At 74.1% G+C, this 17,576-nt stretch carries 10 protein-coding genes; 5 read left to right on the top strand and 5 right to left on the bottom strand.

Going from position 1 to position 17,576, the window contains the following annotated elements; all coding sequences use genetic code 11:
* Nucleotides 1-81 precede the first annotated feature (81 nt).
* Together WMF28_RS24350 and WMF28_RS24345 are read right to left on the bottom strand one after the other, a co-directional pair.
* A complete protein-coding gene (locus tag WMF28_RS24350) occupies nt 82-1,686 on the bottom strand; it encodes a serine/threonine-protein kinase (RefSeq protein ID WP_437595690.1) in 1,605 nt (534 codons plus the stop codon).
* On the bottom strand, nt 1,670-2,287 hold the full coding sequence (locus tag WMF28_RS24345) for an ECF-type sigma factor (RefSeq protein WP_437595689.1): 618 nt from the start codon (nt 2,285-2,287) through the stop codon (nt 1,670-1,672). Before WMF28_RS24345 ends, WMF28_RS24350 begins: the two co-directional genes overlap by 17 nt.
* Nucleotides 2,288-2,868: 581 nt before the next feature.
* Here WMF28_RS24345 and WMF28_RS24340 point away from each other — a divergent pair.
* Entirely contained in the window at nt 2,869-4,704 is a 1,836-nt protein-coding gene (locus WMF28_RS24340) for a sialidase family protein (protein ID WP_437595688.1), read from the top strand.
* Nucleotides 4,705-4,758: 54 nt separating this feature from the next.
* On the opposite strand, the gene WMF28_RS24335 is transcribed toward WMF28_RS24340, so the two are convergent.
* A complete protein-coding gene (locus WMF28_RS24335) occupies nt 4,759-5,271 on the bottom strand; it encodes a MarR family winged helix-turn-helix transcriptional regulator (RefSeq protein WP_437595687.1) in 513 nt (170 codons plus the stop codon).
* A 361-nt stretch (nt 5,272-5,632) separates the two neighbouring features.
* Here WMF28_RS24335 and WMF28_RS24330 point away from each other — a divergent pair, with 361 nt between their 5' ends.
* The 4 genes from WMF28_RS24330 to WMF28_RS24315 all read left to right on the top strand — a co-directional run bounded on the left by WMF28_RS24330 (nt 5,633) and on the right by WMF28_RS24315 (nt 16,260).
* Complete coding sequence (locus tag WMF28_RS24330) at nt 5,633-12,325, top strand: SDR family NAD(P)-dependent oxidoreductase (protein WP_437595685.1); 6,693 nt, start codon at nt 5,633-5,635, stop codon at nt 12,323-12,325.
* Entirely contained in the window at nt 12,322-13,056 is a 735-nt protein-coding gene (locus WMF28_RS24325) for a 4'-phosphopantetheinyl transferase family protein (RefSeq protein WP_437595684.1), read from the top strand. Before WMF28_RS24330 ends, WMF28_RS24325 begins: the two co-directional genes overlap by 4 nt.
* Nucleotides 13,057-13,085: 29 nt before the next feature.
* Nucleotides 13,086-14,681, top strand: a complete 1,596-nt coding sequence (locus WMF28_RS24320; protein WP_437595683.1) for an SDR family oxidoreductase — start codon at nt 13,086-13,088, stop codon at nt 14,679-14,681.
* Between the two features lie 94 nt (nt 14,682-14,775).
* Nucleotides 14,776-16,260, top strand: coding sequence for a cytochrome P450 (locus WMF28_RS24315; RefSeq protein WP_437595682.1), 1,485 nt, complete (start codon nt 14,776-14,778; stop codon nt 16,258-16,260).
* Between the two features lie 33 nt (nt 16,261-16,293).
* Here WMF28_RS24315 and WMF28_RS24310 read toward each other — a convergent pair whose 3' ends face one another.
* Both WMF28_RS24310 and WMF28_RS24305 read right to left on the bottom strand, forming a co-directional pair.
* Nucleotides 16,294-16,668 (bottom strand): UDP-N-acetylglucosamine-peptide N-acetylglucosaminyltransferase, encoded by a 375-nt coding sequence (locus WMF28_RS24310; protein WP_437595681.1) that lies wholly within the window; start codon nt 16,666-16,668, stop codon nt 16,294-16,296.
* 258 nt (nt 16,669-16,926) lie between these two features.
* Nucleotides 16,927-17,559: an SMI1/KNR4 family protein gene (locus tag WMF28_RS24305; protein WP_437595680.1), complete on the bottom strand. Its 633-nt coding sequence runs from the start codon at nt 17,557-17,559 to the stop codon at nt 16,927-16,929.
* Between the last annotated feature and the right edge of the window lie 17 nt (nt 17,560-17,576).

Genomic DNA, 17,576 nt, shown 5'->3' with positions numbered 1-17,576 from the left:
GTCGCGCGGGGAGCGCCGATGTGGGGCAGCTCGCCCTGAATCACCGTAGGCCGTCGGAGTCCGTGCTCGTCGCGCCGCGCGCTAGTCGAGGTGCCACGCGACGAGCGAGTTCGCCAGCGAGCCCAGCACGCCGGTAACGTAGAGGACGGCCGCGTGCTCGGGGAACCCCGCGGCGGCCACCGCGCACACCGCGCAGAGCGCCGCCGAGAGCCAGCTCGCCTTCGGCAGGCTCGGCGCGGCGGTCGCGTGGACCGCCGCGAACAGGACCAGATCGGTCGCGAGCGCGCGCTCCACGGGCTCGTCCGTGATCACGGCGATCGCCCGGTGCAGGAGCATCGCGCCGAACAGCACCTTCACCACATGGCCGATCCGCCGGTTCACCGCGTTCTTCGAGAGCGGCCGGCGGAACGCCCAGAGCAGCGAGAGCCCCGCGAGCGCCGTGACGCAGCCCATCGCGAGGAGGTCCACCGGGCGCACCACCGGAACGAGGCGGCCCACGCCGATCGTCGCCATGACGATGCCGACGGCGCCGATCGTGAGGCCGAACCGGATCCGCTCGCGCCTGGATACGGTGAGATCGATGTCGGAGCTCTTCGCGAGCTGCTCGGCGAGGGCGTCCAGCAGCGCGTCGAGCCTCGGCCACCGCTCTTCGGGGCGAGCGCGGAGCCCCCGCGCGAGCGCGCTCCGGACCCACGCGGGCACCTTGGAGCCGGGCGGCGCCGGCCTCAGGAGATCTCGCCGCGCCCGATCGAGCCGCGCGTGGAGGTCCTCGCCCTCGAAGGGCAGCTCGCCGTACAGCGCCTCGTGGAGCGTCGCGCAGAAGCTCCACTGATCGCTCTTCTCCGTCGCCGGCAGCCGCTCGGCCTGCTCGGGAGCCATGTAGGCCGGCGTTCCCATGAGCGCGCCCCCGGCCGTGAGCGGCGCATGGAGCAGGCCGTTCCCGGGCACATCGGCGCTCGCACCGCCGCGCTCACCACCCCCGGAGGGGAGCTGGTCCTCCTCGATCTGGAGGCGCGCGAGCCCGAAATCGGCCATGCGCGCCCGGCCGTCCTTGCCGATCAGGATGTTGTCCGGCTTCACGTCGCGGTGGACGAGCCCCTCGTGGTGCGCCGCCGCGAGGCCGCGGCCGGCCTGGATCCCCGCGGCGAGCACGGCTTCCCACGCGCGCGGCGGCTCGCGGCCGAGGTCGCGGAGCGTCCGGCCGTCGACGAACTCCATCGCGACGAACACGCTCCCCCCGTGCTCGCCGATCTCGTAGATGGGGACGACGTTCGGGTGGGAGAGCCTGGCCATCACCTGCGCCTCGCGCACGAGGCGGGCCCGATCCTCCGGATCGAAGCCCCCCGGCGCGATGAGCTTCAGGGCGACGCGGCGGTCGAGCTCCGCGTCGTACGCCGCGTAGACGATGCCCATGCCGCCCTCGCCGGCCCGGGCGAGCACGGTGAACCGCCCGATGCGCGTGCCGGGGCTCAGCGGCTCACCCGGCGCGGGCAGGGACACGGCGGCGCCCTGCAGGAACCCGTCCGGCTGCGCGCCGTCGCACCAGAGCAGGCTCCACACCTCCCGGAAGAGCTCCGGGCGACCCGCGCACCGGGCCTCCAGGAACGCCCGGCGGAGGCCGTGGCTCTGGTCGATCGCTGCCTCGAAGAGCGCCTCTACTTCGCTCGGATCAAGGAGCTGACTCATCTCCGCCGTGCAGCGCCCGGTAGAGCCACGCCTTCGCGAACCGCCACTCGCGCTCCACCGTGCGCGTCGTCACGCCGGAGAGCTCGGCGATCTCGCCCTCGGTAAGGCCCGCGAAGTAGCGCAGCATCACGATCTCGGCCTTGCGCGGGTGCTCCCGGCTCATCCTGCGCAGGGCCTCGTCGAGGGCGAGGATGTCCTCGAAGGGGAGGTCGATCGGGAGGGCCAGCGCGTCGATGGCCTCCTCGGGGGTGCGCTCCTGGTCGCCGCCCCGCTTCCGGGCGGCCTTGTGGCGCGCGTAATCGACGAGCAGGTCGCGCATGGCCTGGGAGGCGGCGCCGAAGAAATGGGCGCGGCTTTGGAAGCGGGCCTCGCCGTCCCGGAAGAGCTTCTCGTACGCCTCGTGGACGAGCGCGGTGGGGCCGAGGGTCTGCCCGGCGCGGAGGTGGCGGACACGGGCCAGGGCGATCGCCTTGAGCTCGGCGTAGACGGCGCGGAGCAGGGCGTCCGCGGCGTCTTTCCGGCCCTCCTGGGCGGCGTGAAGGAGGACCGTGATGCCCTCGCCGTCGCTCGGCCCGGGGGGGCGTGGATCGCTCGCGTTCATGGGGGGGGGCGCCTCGCTGAGGCCGGAGCGTACACCAAATATCCGGGCTGACGAGCCCGACAGCGCTCTACGCTGCGACAGCCCGCGACAGCCGGAGCGGGACGCCGGCGCGCCACGCGCCGCCCCGGCCGCTCGAATCTCCGGGCGCCAGCGAGGGAGCATGCCCGTCGCCAAGCCCGGCCCCCGTGGGGCGGGATCTCCGTTGAGCGGGGCTCGCCGCGACGTTGTGGTCACCTTGACGCTGGAACTGCCCGGCGTCGCAGCGTCGATGATCCCGTGAATTGACCTCCTCCGTCTGTTCATCCCTGCGACACGCCATGGAGCGTCCGAGCTTGAGCGAGTGTCCGAGTCAAAGGCGGAGTTCGTGTGTTCTGTGAGTTGCGCGACTCCGCCGTACGGAGTAGTAAGCAGGGCTTTCCGCGATCTCGCGATCGCTCGGCCGGGCGAGGGGGCCGCCGCGCCTAGCGCAGATCGCCGCGGGGCGCTCTCTTCGGCGGCTGCTGCGCACTGCCGCTTCGACGCGGGCGATGAGCGCGAGCGCGAGCGTGTGCTCGACGGAGCGCCCAGCCCAAGGAGATCGTATGCGTTCTTCACAATCGAACATCGTTTTCATCGCACTTCTCCTCTCTGCCCTGCCAGCGCTCCCAGCGTGCTCGCAAGGACCGGAGCTCGACGGAGCGCCGCTTGCGGACGGCCAGGAGCTCGCGCTCGGCAGCGTGATGAAGAACGGCGTCGCGCTGTCTGTCCGCACCGTGAACCCCGCCGCGTCCGAGAGGCTCACCGGCCGCGAGTGGGCGAGGATCACCGAGCGAACATCCTCGTACCACTGGCCGGAATACACGCCGTCGATCCGGCCGAGCGGAGAGAACGTTCAGGTCAACGATCCGGCGCTCGACGAGATTCATAAATTCTTCACTCGCCCGCCGACACGTCCCTTCGTCAACGTGACCCAGAGCGAGACCTCGATCGCCGCACACGGCCACGACATCGTCGTTGCCTACAACACGTCCTCGGGGGTGGAACCTGTTCTGGTCGACAACACAATCGTGCTCGATCCCTTGTTCTTCTCCGGCTTCTCGACCTCGAACGACGGCGGCGTGACCTGGAAGAGCGGCTTCATCCCTCCGCTGCCCGGGAGCACGACCACGCTCGGCGATCCGGTCGTGCGCGTGGACCGCCGCGGGGTCTTCCATTTCGCCGGGCTCGCGCAGGACGCGGAGGGCCGGAGGGCCGTGCAGGCCAACAGGTCGACCGACGGCGGCCGCACGTGGAGCGAGGGAGCGCTCGTGGCCCAGGACGACGGCGCCGACAAGAGCTGGCTGGCCGTGGGCCCGGACCCGGTGCGCCGGCGCCGCGACAACATCTACGTGACCTGGACCAGCTTGGAGCCCCCGGAGGCTCCCGTCCGGAGCGAGCTCCGCTTCGCGCGCTCGACCGACGGCGGCGCGACCTGGACATCGAAGGTCGTCTTCGCTCCCGAAGCGAACCCGGATCCCACGCTGCCGCAGGACTCGATCCAGTTCACGAACCCCGTCGTGGATCCCTACGACGGCGCGCTCTACCTACCGTTCCTTCAGTTCAGCGGCGCGAACGCCGATTTCATCCGGATGCTGGTGTCCCGTGACGCCGGCGAGACGTTCGAGTTCGTGGAGTTCAACCTCGCGGGAGCCCCGGACCCGACGCTCCTGCCCGTGGTCCAGCCCGGCGAGCGCATCGATTGCGGCAACGACGGCGGTATCCGCCTGGCCATCACCGACGGGCCGCGCCGCACGGGGCGGCGAGGTCTGCCCACGTACGTGCACGCCTCTCGCCTCATCGTTCAGCCGGCGCTCGCGGCGCTCCGTGGGGTCCTCTACCTGACCTGGTCGGCCTCCACCAGCGAGACCGTCGGCGAAGCGGGCTCGGGCTCGAACGTCTTCCTCATCCGCTCCGACGACCGCGGGGGGACGTGGACGCCGCCGATCCCCGTCACCTCCACGGCCGGGGAGAACATCCATCATGTGCTCCCGGCCGTGACCATCGGCAATCGCCAGAGCGACGTGCACATCGTTTATTACACGCAGAATCGTGACAGGTCCATCGACGTGGAGATGGCGAGCTCGTTCGAATACGGGGCATCGTTCGGCGACGGCGACAGGCAGCAGGTCACGGACACCTCCTTCCGCCTCTCGCCGACGAACATCCCGCTGGACGTGCCTGTCGATGACGTCTTCCCGACGACGAACTTCGATCGGGTCGTCCGGCCCTGTTACAACCTCGGCGAGTATCTCGACGTCACGTCGGAGCGGAGGAAGCTCCACTCGGCCTGGGGCGACCTGCGCAATCTCATCAGGGAGCCTCGCCACCCCGAGAACCCGATCTCGGGTGAGAAGCACTCGCAGGCCGACGTCTTCTTCCAGACCTTCAGGGCGCGCTGAGCGCCTCTCGCGCGGTCCCGCCGGCTCCTTGCCATCGCACCTCAGGCGCTCGTGTCACTTCGCCTTGCGCCTGGCCGGGCGCGGCGGCGGCTCCGGCGCCGGCGCCCTCTCGGGTCGCGCGGCCAGGGCCACGACGCGGCCGAGCTCCTCGCGGAGCGCGTCGGCCTTGCCGGCGCCGAGCCGCTCGCGGACGTGCTTCTGGGTCCGCTCCCACAGCGGGAACGCCGCCTCGATGGCGCGCTCGCCCTGGCGCGTCAGGAAGATGAGGCGGACGCGCGCGTCGTCGGGCGCGCGCGCCACGCGGAGCAGGCCCGCCTTCTCCAGCGGCACGAGGTTCCTCGTGAGGGTCGTGCGATCCATGACGAGCCCGTCCGCGAGCGCGCCGAGCTTCACGCCCCCGTCGCCGCACGTCGCGACCGCGACGAGCATCGTGAGCTGCGTCGCCTGGAGCCCCGAGGGCCGCAGGCTCTCGTCGTAGAGCCGCGTGAGCGCGCGCGACGCGCGGCGCACGCGCACGAGGGCGCACTGGCTCGCGATGATCTCGGAGGCCCGAGCAAAATCAACCACAAGTGTATGTACACCATTTCGAGCGGACCGGCTAACTGGGACGCCCTGAACTGCTTGACATATGTTCAGGTGCGGGTACACCTATCTCCACGATGCGGGGCGGCATTCTCCGCTCGATCGCTGGCTCGGCGCCGGGGTTCTCAGGGCTCCGGCGCGCTCTGACCGATCCGCCGATGGATCGCTGCTCGGGCCGCGAGGCGCCGAGGTGCGCACCCGCGGCGCGTGGCGCGGTCGGAGGCCGTGGGCCCGCGGTGCGCATTTGCGTGTAGGTACACTTATTTCGATGGCCCGGACCGCGCGGCGGTGAGGGACGCACGACGTGCGTCGCCGCGCGCGGGGGTGGGCTGCGTGGAGAGGACCCATGGGCGAGTACTTCGTCGTTCCGTACTGCGTGAAGTTCGAGGACAGCATGGCTTACGGGAGCCATCACTACCTCACCAACTTCCGCTTCCAGTGCATCGCGCGCGAGACGCTCTACTTCGCCGAGGCCGCGGACGGCACGCTCCCGTACGAGGACGATCGCGCGGCGATCCGGCTGCTCACCACCGAGGGCTACAGCCGGAACCTGGCGCCGGTCCGCGTGGGCGAGCGCGTCGCGATCTTCATGACCCTCGGCGCCGTGACGCGCTCGAGCGCGTACGGCTACTTCCGCACGGTCCGCTTCGACGGCGAGCCCGTGGCGTGCGGCTACCAGCGGATCGTCGCCGTCTCCGCGACGAGCGACGAGCTCGCGCCGCTGCCGCGCTCGGTGACGATGCACGCCGGGGCCCTCGACGAGCAGGCGCCGCACCAGCGCTTCGTCGAGCTGGCCCTGCGCGGCGGCTCCGCGCTGCGCGAGCTCTTCCCCGAGCACCTCCTCCGGCACGCCGTCGAGGTCGCGCGGGGGCCGCTGCACGCGTCGCGCCCGCACCGCACGCGGAGGGGCGCGGCGGACGAGCCCGCGCGGGAAGGGGAGCCCGCGCGGGAGGGCCGCGAAGGCGCCGCGAAGGTCGCGCTGCTCCTGCCCGGCCAGGGCTCGTTCGACCTCCGGCTGCTGCGCGCGCTCCACGCGCGCTTTGACGCCGCGCGCGCGGCCGTCGCCGCGGCCGAGCCCGTGGCGCGAGCGCTGCTCGGCGCGTCGCTCGCGGCGCTCGTGGCCGCCGGCGAGGCGGAGGCGCGGGGCGCCCTCGAGGCGTGCGCCGACCTCGATCAGCTCGGCATCCTCGTCCAGGACTACGTCGCCGTCGCGCTGCTCCGGTCCGCCGGGCTCGAGCCGGACGTCGTGGCGGGTCACAGCCTCGGGGAGATCGCCGCGCTGGCCGCGGGGGGCGCCTTCTCCCTCGCGACGGCCGCGGAGATCGTGTGCTGGCGGGTGCTCGCCCTCCGCGGCGCGCCGCCCGGCCGCATGCTCGCGGCGCACACGGGCGCCGAGCGGCTGCGCAACGAGGTGCAGGCGCTCGGCCGGGACGACGTGTTCGTCGCGGTGGTCAACGCGGCCGACCAGGCGGTCGCCTCGGGGACGGCGGACGGCATCGCGGCGCTGGAGCGGCGGCTCGAGGGCGCCGGCGTCCGCGCGACCGTGCTCGCGAGCCGGTACGCCTTCCATTCGCCCCTGCTCGCAACGGCGGTCGGTCCGTTCGCGCGCGCGGTCGGGCGCGCCGGCGCGGCGCGGCCCGCGCTGGCCACGTACTCGCCGATCGACCGCGTTCACTACGGCGAGGGCCCGCTCGCGCCCGCGCGCCTGCTCCCCATGCACCTCGTGACGCCGCTCGACTTCGGAGCGGCCGTGCGCGACCTCCACGCGGCGGGCTGCCGCACCTTCGTCGAGTGCGGCGGCGGCGGCACCCTGACCGCCCTCGTACGGCGGAACGCGCCGCCGGGGCCCGACCTGCGCGTGATCGCGACGTTCCGCGCCGGAGAGGACGTGGCGGCCGAGCACCGGCGCGCGGTCGAGGCGCTGCGCGCCGCTGGACATGCGCTGACGGCGGTCGCGCCGCTCCCCGAGGAGGACCGGGACGACCGCGGCCCGCGCGGAGACGCCGCGCCCGTGAGCGCCGAGATGCCCGCGAGCGCCGCGCCGCCCGCGACCCCCGCCGCGCCCGCGGCGACCCCGGACGACGCCTCCACGGCGGGCGCCACCCCGATCGCGATCGTGGGCATGGGCGCGGTGCTGCCCGGGTCCGGCGGCGTCGACGCCTACCTCGCGCAGCTGCGCGCGGGAACGTGCGGGATCACCGACACCGGCGCGCGACACCCGGAGCTCGCGACCGACTTTCTGAACCCCGACCGCGCCGCCGACAAGACCTACAGCCTGCTGGTCGGCACGGTCGACGCGCTCGGGCCGTACGCCGCGCAGACCGGGTACGACGGGCCCACCCTCGAGCGGCTGCCCAAGACGGCCCGCATGCTGGCGTGCGCGCTCGCCGAGGCCAGGTCGCAGGCGGCGGTGCTCCGCGACGGCGCGCCGCTGCGGATCGCGTGCCTCCTCGGGTCCACGGCGGACGGCTCGATCGAGCACGACGAGGCGACGCTGCTGCTCGGCGTCGAGCGGGCGCTCGCCGGCATCGCCGCCGGCCCGGCGGACAGCGCGGCCGTGGCGGAGGCGCTCGCGGGCGAGCTCGGGCTCGACCCGGAGCGGCGCGCCGCGTGCCGCGGCCACCTCGAGCCGCTCGCGCGCGTCGTGCGCGACGTCGTGCGCGAGGGCGTGCACACCGTCGTCGTCGACGCGGCCTGCGCGTCGTCGATGCACGCGGTGCACCTCGGCGCCGCGATGCTGCGCCGCGGCCTCGCCGACGTCGTGATCGCCGGCGGTGCCTACCAGCCCGGCCCGACCAACGCCTGCCAGTTCTCGCAGTTCGGCGGGCTCTCCGCGACCGGCAGCCGCCCGTTCGACGCGTCGGCCGACGGCGTCGTGTTCGGCGAGGGCGCCGCCGTGGTCGTGCTCGAGCGGCTCGACGACGCCCGCGCGCGGGGGGATCGCGTCGACGCCGTGCTCCTCGGCAGCGGCGTGTCGAGCGACGGCCCGAGCCCGTCGGTCACGGTGCCGCAGAGCCGCGGGCAGAGCCTGGCCATGCGGCGCGCCTACGAGCGCGCCGGCGTCGCGCCGCGATCCGTGCAGTACGTCGAGGCGCACGCGACCGCGACGCCGGTCGGCGACGCCACCGAGTTCCAGGCGCTCGCCGAGGTGTTCGCCGGCGAGGAGGGCGCGCCGCGCATCGCCCTGGGCAGCGTCAAGTCGCTGCTCGGCCACACGGGCTGGACCGCCGGCGTCGCGTCGCTCATCAAGGTCGTGCTCGCGATCCGCGAGCGCACGCTCTTCGCGCAGCACGGCTTCAAGGCGCCGAGCGGGCGCATCGACCTTCCGCGCTCGCCGTTCGCCATCTCGACGACGGCCGCCCCGTGGGCCGCCGACGGCGGCGGCCCCCTGCGCGCCGCGCTCGACAGCTTCGGCTTCGGCGGCACAAACGCCCACCTCATCGTCGAGGAGCACCGGCCCGGCCGCCACGCGCCGCGGCAGCGGCCGCGCCCTGAGGCCCGCGCGCTGTGCGTCGTCGGGCTGGGCGCCGTGTTCCCCGGCGCCGAGGGCGCGCCCGCGGACACGCCCTCGGATACCCTCGCGTTCGACGAGCGCGCGCTCCGGCTGCCGGCCCGCGCGCCGGTCCTCCCGGACGCCCTCGAGGCGATGGACCCGACGCAGCTGCTCGCGGCGATGGCCGCGGAGAAGGCGCTCGCGGCGCTGCCCGCGCGCGAGCTCGGCGAGCGCATCGGCGTCGTCGTCGGCCACGAGGGCAAGACGCGCCGCGGCGCGCGCGCGAACGAGCGGCTCTTCGCCGACCGCGTGGCGCGGGCCCTCCGCGCGCGCGGCGTGAGCCCCGCGCTGGCCTCCGCGACGGTGGGCGCGCTCCGCGCCGGCTCGCCCGCGACGGGGCCGTACGCGCAGCCGGGCAACATGCCCAACGTCATCTCCGGGCGCGTCGCCAACGTCTTCGGCCTGCGCGGGCCGAACTTCGTCGTCGACACCTCCGCGACCTCGCTGCTCGACGCGCTCGCGGCCGCCGATCTCGTGCTCGACGAGGACTGCGAGGTCGTGCTGGCCGGGGCCGTCAACGCGTTCAGCGACGACGTCGCGCGCGGCGCGTCCGCGACCCGTGACCCGCGGCCGGTGGGCGAGGCGGCGCTGCTCGTCGCGCTGTGCACCGAGGAAACCGCCGCGCGCCACGCCTGGCCGGTGCTCGCGCGCCTCCACGTCGCGACAGGCGCCGGGGCGGCGGAGGGCGGCCTCGCCGGCCGCGAGCTCGTCGTCAACGACCCGCGCGGCCCGCGCGCGCGGCTGCGCGGGGCCGAGGGCGCCGTCGAGCTCCTCGCGGCGATCCGCGACGCGCGCGCGCAAGGCGCCGCCGTCGTGCGCTGGCCCTCGGACGCCCGCGCCGTCCACGTCACGCCCCCCGAGGGGGTGCGCGTCGCGCCGGCGCCCCCGCCCTCGGGCTTCGCGACGGGCACGCCGATCCACCGCTACGTCCCCGAGATCGCGCGCGTGCCGGCGTCAGGGCCTGCGACGCGCGTCCCGTCCCGCGTCCTCTACGTCTGCGCCGACGCGGCGCTGGCCGCGGACGTGCGGCGCGCCGCACGCTCCGCCGAGGAGCGCGCGCGCGTCCTCGAGCTCGCCGGCGAGGCGGCGCCCGACGCCGCGCCCGGGGCCCCGCGCGATCTCGCGGCGCCGGGATCCGGGGCCGGCGGCGGTGGGGGGCCGTCGATCGACGCCCGCGACGAGCAGCGGCTCAGCGCGTCGCTCGGGGCCCTCGCGCCCGACGACGTCGACGCGGTCGTCGTGCTCACCCGCGCCGGGGATGCGCGCGCGTTCCTCGACGGCGCGCCGGGCTCGTACCGGCCGGCGCTGCGCGCGCTGTTCGGCGCGGCGCGCCGCTACTACGACGCCGTGGCGCGCGGCGACGTGGCCTTCGCCGCCGTCGTCGTCGGCGCGGTGGACCCGGCCGGGCGGCTCGCGCCGGTGAGCGGTGCGGTCGGCGGCTTCATGAAGTCGCTGGCGCGCGAGCTCCCGGGCGGCGACGTGCGCGTCGTCCACACGGACGCGCAGGGCGCCGCCGCGGCGCTCGGCGCGCTCTTCGAGGAGTGGCGGCGCGCCCGGCCGGCCGCCCCCGAGGAGGTGGTCGATCTCGGCGGCGTGCGGCACGTGGTGCAGCTCGCCCGCGCCGCCTCGGAGCTGACCCCGCGCGCGGCCTCTCCGCTCGGCCCCGGCGCGGTCGCGATCGTCACGGGCGGCGCGCGCGGCATCACGGCGCAGTTCGTCGAGGGCCTGCTCGACCGCTTCGGCTGCCGCGCCGTGCTCCTCGGCCGCTCGCGGCTGGAGGACGCTCCCCCGCGCACGCTCGCGATGACCGACGCGGAGCTCGACGCGTACGAGCGGGAATTCTACGCCGAGGCGCTGCGCGAGGGCCGGGGCGTGCGGATGACCGCGCTGCGCGAGCGCTACGCGCGCATCCGGGCGGCGCGCGAGGCGCACCGCGTCCTCTCCCACCTGCGCGCGCGGGGCGGGAGCGTCGACTACCACGCCGCCGACGTGACGAGCGGCGCCGACGTCGATCGCGCCGTGGCCGCGGTCGCTGCCGCCTACGGCCGGGTCGACCTGATCGTGCACGGCGCCGGCATCCAGGTGTCGAGCCGGCTCACGTCGAAGTCGCTCGAGCTCTTCGAGCGGATCGTCGACACGAAGCTCGCGGGCCTCTGCCATCTCCGGCGCGCCCTCGCGCGCCACCTGCCCGCCGCCCGCCCGCACGTCCACCTCGTCACGTCGGCGTTCAGCGTGCTCGGCAACGACGGGCAGCCCGACTACGGCGCGGCCAACGAGGCGCTGAACCGCGCCGCCGCGTACTTCGCGGCCGAGGCGGACGCCGGCCCGTGGTCCAGCATCGCGTGGCTCGGCTGGAACGGCGTCGGCATGACCGCCGGGTCGGAGTACAGCGCGCTCGGCGCGGCGCGCGGGCTCCGGGGCATCGAGCCGGAGGAGGGGAGGCAGATCTTCATCGATCTCGTGGCCGAGCGCCCCGCCGGCGGGGCCCATGTCCTGCTCACCGACAGCGAGATCGAGCGCTTCGCCCCGCGCATCGCGGCGGCGGGCGCGCCGGCGCCGCGCATCGCGGCGGCGAGCCCGCCGGACCGCACGTGGACGCTCGATCCGCGCGTCGATCCGTGGCTCTCCGACCACCGGGCGCGCTCGAGCGCCGTCGCGGCCGGCGCGTTCCTCGTCGAGCTGGCCGTCCGGCACGCGCTCGCGACGGCGGACGGCGGCGCGCTCGTCCGCGAGGTCCGCGACGTGCGCTTCCTCGAGTTCCTGCGCCTGCCCGACGACGCGGCGCGCGAGGTGCGCACGGTGACGACCCGCCACGAGCGGCTCGCCGGCGGCCGCGCCGCGTGCGCCGTCGAGGTCCGTGGCGACTTCGTCCACAGGTCGGGCGTGCTCCTCCGCGCCGACGTTGTCTTCGCGACCTGCGTCGTCGAGCTCGGCGCGATCGACGCCCGCCGCGACGCCCTCGCCCCGCGCCACGCCGGGCGCGTCGAGGGGCCGGCGGTCCGCGATCCCTACGCGAGCCCCGGCGCGCCGCTCCGGCACGCGGGCTGGTTCGATCACCTCGGCACCTTCGTGCTCGGCGACGCGCTCAAATCGGCCCGCTTCCGCGCCCCTGAGGACGGCGCCCTCGGGCGGCTGCGCGCGGCCGCCACGCCGTTCCTCCTGCTCGACGCCCTCCTGACGCTCGGCACGCTGCGCCGCGACGAGGCGGGCGCGTTCCCGGTGTGCGCCGCGGGCGGCGTCGATCGCATCCGCTTCGGAGCGGCCGCGAACGACCTCGCGATCCGCGACGCGGGCGGCGCGGTCCGGCTCGTCGCCGCGGTCCCGGCTGCGGCGGGCGATCGCGTCCTCGGCGCGTGGGCGCAGGCGCTCGACCCGGCGGGCGGCGTGCTGCTCGACGTCGAGGGGCTCGAGGGGCTCGTGGTGGGCCGCGTGGCCGCGGACGCGCGCGGGGCCGCGCCGGCGTCGCTGCCGCTGGGGGCATCGTGACGCCGCCGCTCGCGATCGCGGTCGTCCGGGCGGACGAATGCACGGCGGCGCGCCTCGATCCCTACCTGACCGCCGGCGAGCGCCGCGCGTGCGCCGGCCAGCGCGTCGCTGCCCGCCGGGCGCAGTCCGCGTGCGCGCGCGTCGCCGCGAAGTGGCTGCGGCTGGAGCTCGCCGCCGGCCGCGGCGCGCCGCTGGTCTCGCTGGACGCGGCCGCGCTCGCGGCGCACCGGCCGGCGGACTACCTCGCCTGCGCGATCACGGGGCCCGGCGGCGGTCCCCCGCGCTTCGACGACGGCGCGTTCGCGCTGTCGCTCTCCCACGCGGGCGACCTCGCGGCGGCGGCGGTCACCACGGCGCGCGCCGTCGGCGTGGACGTCGAGCGGGTCGAGGCGCGCGCGGCGGTCTTCGCCGACGAGCACTTCACGCCGCGCGAGCGCCGGGGGCTCGCGCGCGGCGCCGCGGCGGGGGTCGATCGCGCCGCGCTCGAGACGCTGCTCTGGAGCGCGAAGGAGGCGCTCTACAAGACGGGAGCGCTCGATCTGCCCGCCCGGTTCTCCTTCCGGGACATCGACATCGCGCTCCCGCCGGGAGGCGTGCGCCTGGCGCCGCCCTCCGTCCGCGCCTTCGCGCTGACCGCGCGCGGCGGGCAGTTCTTCGGCCGGGCCGTGCTGACCGGTGCGTTCGCGCTCGTCGCGACCGTGCCGGTCTCTCCGGTCGCCGCTCTGGGATGAATGGCTCTCACAACCACGAGGTTTCGACGATGCAAGCTCAAGATCTCCTCGAACACGTTCGCTCCGTCTTCGTGCGCATGACGCGCTACCCCGACGAGGTCGTCGTCGCCGACGCCGACCTGGAGCAGGATCTCGGTATCGACTCCGTGAAGCGCGGCGAGATCCTCGCGACGCTGCGCGCGGATTTCGGCCTCTCGGAGGCGCTCAAGGCGAAGCCCGACGAGCTGCGCACGGTGGCCCGCGTCAGCGACTTCCTCTCGCGCACGCTCGCGGCGCACTCCGACGCCGCGCCGTGGACCGACGTTGCGGGGGGCGGGAGGCATGGGAATGGCCACGCGGGGCTCGCCGGGCACGCCAACGGCCACGCGGGGCTCGCCGGGCACGCCAACGGCCACGCGGGGCTCGCCGGGCACGCCAACGGCCACGCGGGGCTCGCCGGGCACGCCAACGGCCACGCGGAGCCGGCCGGGCACGTCAATGGCCACGCTGCGGGCGATGGCGCGGCGAGCAGCGCCGCCCAGCCGGCGGGCCTGACGGCAAGGCCGACGCCGGAGTCAGCGGGCGAGGCGCTCTGCGTCGTTGTCCAGGCGCTCGCGGACGTGACGCGCCACCCCGTCGAGCTGCTCGTCCCCGACGCGCGGCTCGAAGAGGACCTCGGGATCGACCGCCGCCGCCGCGACGAGGTCCACGCGCTCCTCCGGCAGCGCGGCGCCCTGCCGGACGCCCTCGCGGGGGCGCTCGACGAGGCCCGCACGGTCGGCGGCCTCGCGCGCCTCCTCGGCGCGACGCCGCCCGCGCCGTCCGCGCAGGTCGCCGCGGCGCGCGCGCCGGCGGCTCCCGTCGCGCAGCGCGCGAACCTAGCTCCTCTGGCAGCGCTCGCGGGCAAGACGGTCCTCGTGACCGGATCGAGCCGCGGGCTGGGCCGCGCCATCGCGACGCAGCTCGGGCGCGCCGGCGCGCGGGTCGTCATCAACAGCTTCCACTCGCGGGACGACGGCGACGCGGTCGCCGACGAGATCCGCGGCGCCGGCGGCGACGCGGTGCACGTCTGGGGCTCGGTCGCCAACCCCGCGCACGTCGACAAGCTCTTCGAGGCGATCGCGCGCGACGTGGGCGAGCTGCACCACTTCGTCAGCAACGCGTCGAACGGCCGGTTCGGCCCCCTCGAACAGACGACCCCGGAGCACTGGGAGCTCGCGTTCCGCACGAACGTCATCGGCTATCACCAGTGCGCCATGCGCGCGGCGCGCCTGATGGAGCGCCACGGCGGCGGGCGGATCGTCGCGCTGTCGTCGAACGGGTCGTCGCGGTACCTGGAGCACTTCGGCGCCATGGGCGCCGTGAAGGCCGCGGTGGAGTCGCTCAGCCGCGCGCTCGCCGTCGAGCTCGCCCCGCGGAACGTGCAGGTCAACTGCATCTCCGCCGGGCCGATCTACGGCCACGTGACGAGCAACTACCCGGATCACGAGCGGATCCTGCCTTACTGGGAGTCTCGCACGCCGGGCGGCCGGCTCTGCACCGAGGAGGACGTCGCCGAGGCCGTCTTGCTGCTCCTGTCGGACGGGGCGCGGATGATCAACGGCGCGACCCTCACCGTCGACGGCGGGGGCTCGCTGTGCATCTGACGGCTGCGATGGTGGGTACCGGCCTGGTCTCGGCGCGCGGAATCTCGCGTGAGCGCGCGAAAGCTCCCTTTCAGATAGCGGAGAAGGAGGAATCATGATTGCCAATCTCTACCGGCAGCCCCCGGGCCCGGGCCCGCTGGCCAGCCTGCGGTACCTGGCGAATTTCAGGACCGGCGACATGCGCCATTACGAGCACCTCTTCGCGCGGTACGGCGACGTCGTGCGCCTGCGGGCGCCCGGCGCCGAGGATTTCGTCATGGCGTTTCACCCGAACGACATCGCGCATGTCCTCCGCGCCAACATCCGGAACTACCCCAAGGGCAAGCGGTATCACGAGCTCGCCCACGTGCTGGGCTGGGGCCTCGTGAACAGCGAGGGCGAGCTCTGGCGGCGCCAGCGCCGGCACGTGCAGCCCCAGTTCAACCACGCGAACACGCTCAAGCTCGTGCCCATCATCGTCGACCACATGGAGGCGGCGCTGCGGCGCTGGGACGCCCAGCCGGGGGAGTTCGAGCGCGACATCAACGACGACATGATGGACGTGACGTTCGGTATCGCGGGCGAGGCGTTCTTCGGCGCCGCGCTGCAGGCCCACACGGACACTGTCCGCGAGGCGTTCAAATACGCGCTGTCGATCGCGCTCAACCGGATGTACTCCCTGGTCAACCCGCCCCTGTCCTGGCCGCTGCCCAGCCACCTGCGCTTCCGCCGGGCCATGGACCGCGTGCACACCGTGATCGACGGCATCATCGACGGCTATCAGCGCGGCGCGGGCGACGCGGACAACGTGCTCGTGCGCCTCATGAGCTCGGTCGATCCCGAGACCGGCGCCACGATGGACCGCGCGCAGCTGCGGGACGAGATCAAGACCATCCTGATGGTCGGGCACGAGACATCGAGCGTCACCGCCTCCTGGGCGCTGTACCTCCTCGCGCAGCACCCCGAGGTGTCCGCCCGGCTCACCGACGAGATCGACCGCGTCCTCGGCGGCCGGGCCCCGACGGCGAAGGACGTCGAGTCGATGCCGTACCTCGCCATGGTCTTCAACGAGTGCCTCCGGCTCCTGCCCTCCGTGCCGTTCATCCTCCGCAGCCCGCTGGAGGATGACGTCCTCGGCGGCCACCACGTCGCCGCGGGGTCGACGGTGGCCATCGTCCCGTGGGTGACGCACCGGCACCCGGAGTTCTGGCGCGATCCGCTGCGGTTCGACCCCGAGCGCTTCGCGAATCACCGGCGGAGCGCGGACGACAAGCTCGCCTACATCCCCTTCGGCGCCGGCCAGCGGATCTGCCTGGGCGAGTTCATGGGGCAGCTCGAAGGCAAGATCATGGTCGTGATGGCGCTCCAGCGGTATCGACTCCGGCTGGTCCCCGGCTTCGACCCGCGTTGCCGCGGCTTCATCTCGCTGCAGCCGGTGAACGGCATGCGCATGATCCTGAAGCGGCGGGAGCCGGTGAGGACGGCGCGCGCGGCGCCGGCGACTCGGGGCGAGCCCGCGGCCGCGGAGCCCGTCGCGGTCGCCCCCGCGGCGACGCCCGCCGCGAGGTCCAACGGCTGCCCGTACGGCGCCCGGGCCTGACGGCGCATCGGCCCTCAGGGCCGGAGTGCTTGTTCAGTGTGCGTGTGGATCAAAGTAGGCCTGCAGGGTGCCTGCCCCCGCTTCGAGCCGAGCGGCCTGCTTGAAGTAGCCGCGCGCTTCGCCGCGCTCGCTCGTGTTCATCATGGCGACGGCCAGATTGTAATACGTGTTCGCGTCGGTGGAGCCGAGCCCCTCGGCGCGTCGCAGCGCTATCAGGGCTTCAGCGTGCCGCCCCGCGTCGGACAGAACAGCACCGAGCGACGTCAGCGCATCGATGCAGTCCGGCTCCGTTTCGAGATGTTGGCGCAACAAGCGCTCAGCGCGATCGAGCGCGGACCTCCACTGAGCGGGATCCCTCCACGCTGCCTGATAGAGGCGAGACACTTCCGCGACCAGCGCCGGGGCCATGCGTCTGCTCAAGGTACCGGCGTTCAGCCGCGAGCGCCAGCGAAAGGCCGGGGCCCGACCGGTACGAGCGCTGCTCGTTGCGATAAAGCATCTGCGCGAGCGCGCGCGTTCCTGGAAGGAGATCGACGGGGCGACCGCGCGGGGAGAGGGCCTTGAGCCTAGCCGGCCCGTGCAGCGCCACGTCGATGGCCGGACACAGCGTCGACCGTCGTCGGCGGGCGCGCCGTGCAGGAAGGTGTCCTTACGTTGAGCGGCCCGCTATTCGTTGGCGTCCACGAGCTCGCTCCAGAACCGGATCCTGCGCACCTCTCCCCGGACGGCGGCGTCGCGAGGATGTCGAAGAAACTCGCGACGCAGGTACGTTGCGAGATCGTTGCCGTAGTAAATGATGTCGGTCTGGTAGACTGAGAAGACGGGGTTTCCGGCGAGCGCTGGTTCGGCCGGAATGTAGCGGTGGCCCGCAACTGGAATCAGGCGAGGCGCCTCTGCGACCATGGCCCGCGCAATCTGCAACGCCGCTGGAAGCTCCGAGGGCCGAACGCCCCATGCGTCCCACCAGAACACGTTGTGCTCGATATCGAACGCCATGCCTTCGAAGGGCCAGTCGAGCTGACGACGAATCTCCGTCGAGTCTGGCTCCCGCCAGTCGGGAAATCGCGCACCGATCGGGAGCCCTTTCGAGAGAAAGGAGCGCAGATCTGGCGGAAATCCGGCGCCGATTGCGGACTCGGCTCGGGTGATCTCGGCCTCCGTCAAACCGGGCGCAATCGTGACTCCCGCGTCGGTCAATATCTTGTACTCCGCGCGCCAATCCATCCGCATCCTCCCGTCCGCCCAGCGAGCCAGGCAATCCGTCGCGCGTGCGCTGCCGAGCGAAGCGAGGCTGTTCACGCGTTGACTGCATTCCT

Origin of the sequence: Sorangium sp. So ce590 (assembly GCF_051521365.1) — a bacterium.
Classification (GTDB): Bacteria; Myxococcota_A; Polyangia; order Polyangiales; family Polyangiaceae; genus Sorangium.
This window is presented reverse-complemented; position numbering and strand designations above follow the sequence as displayed.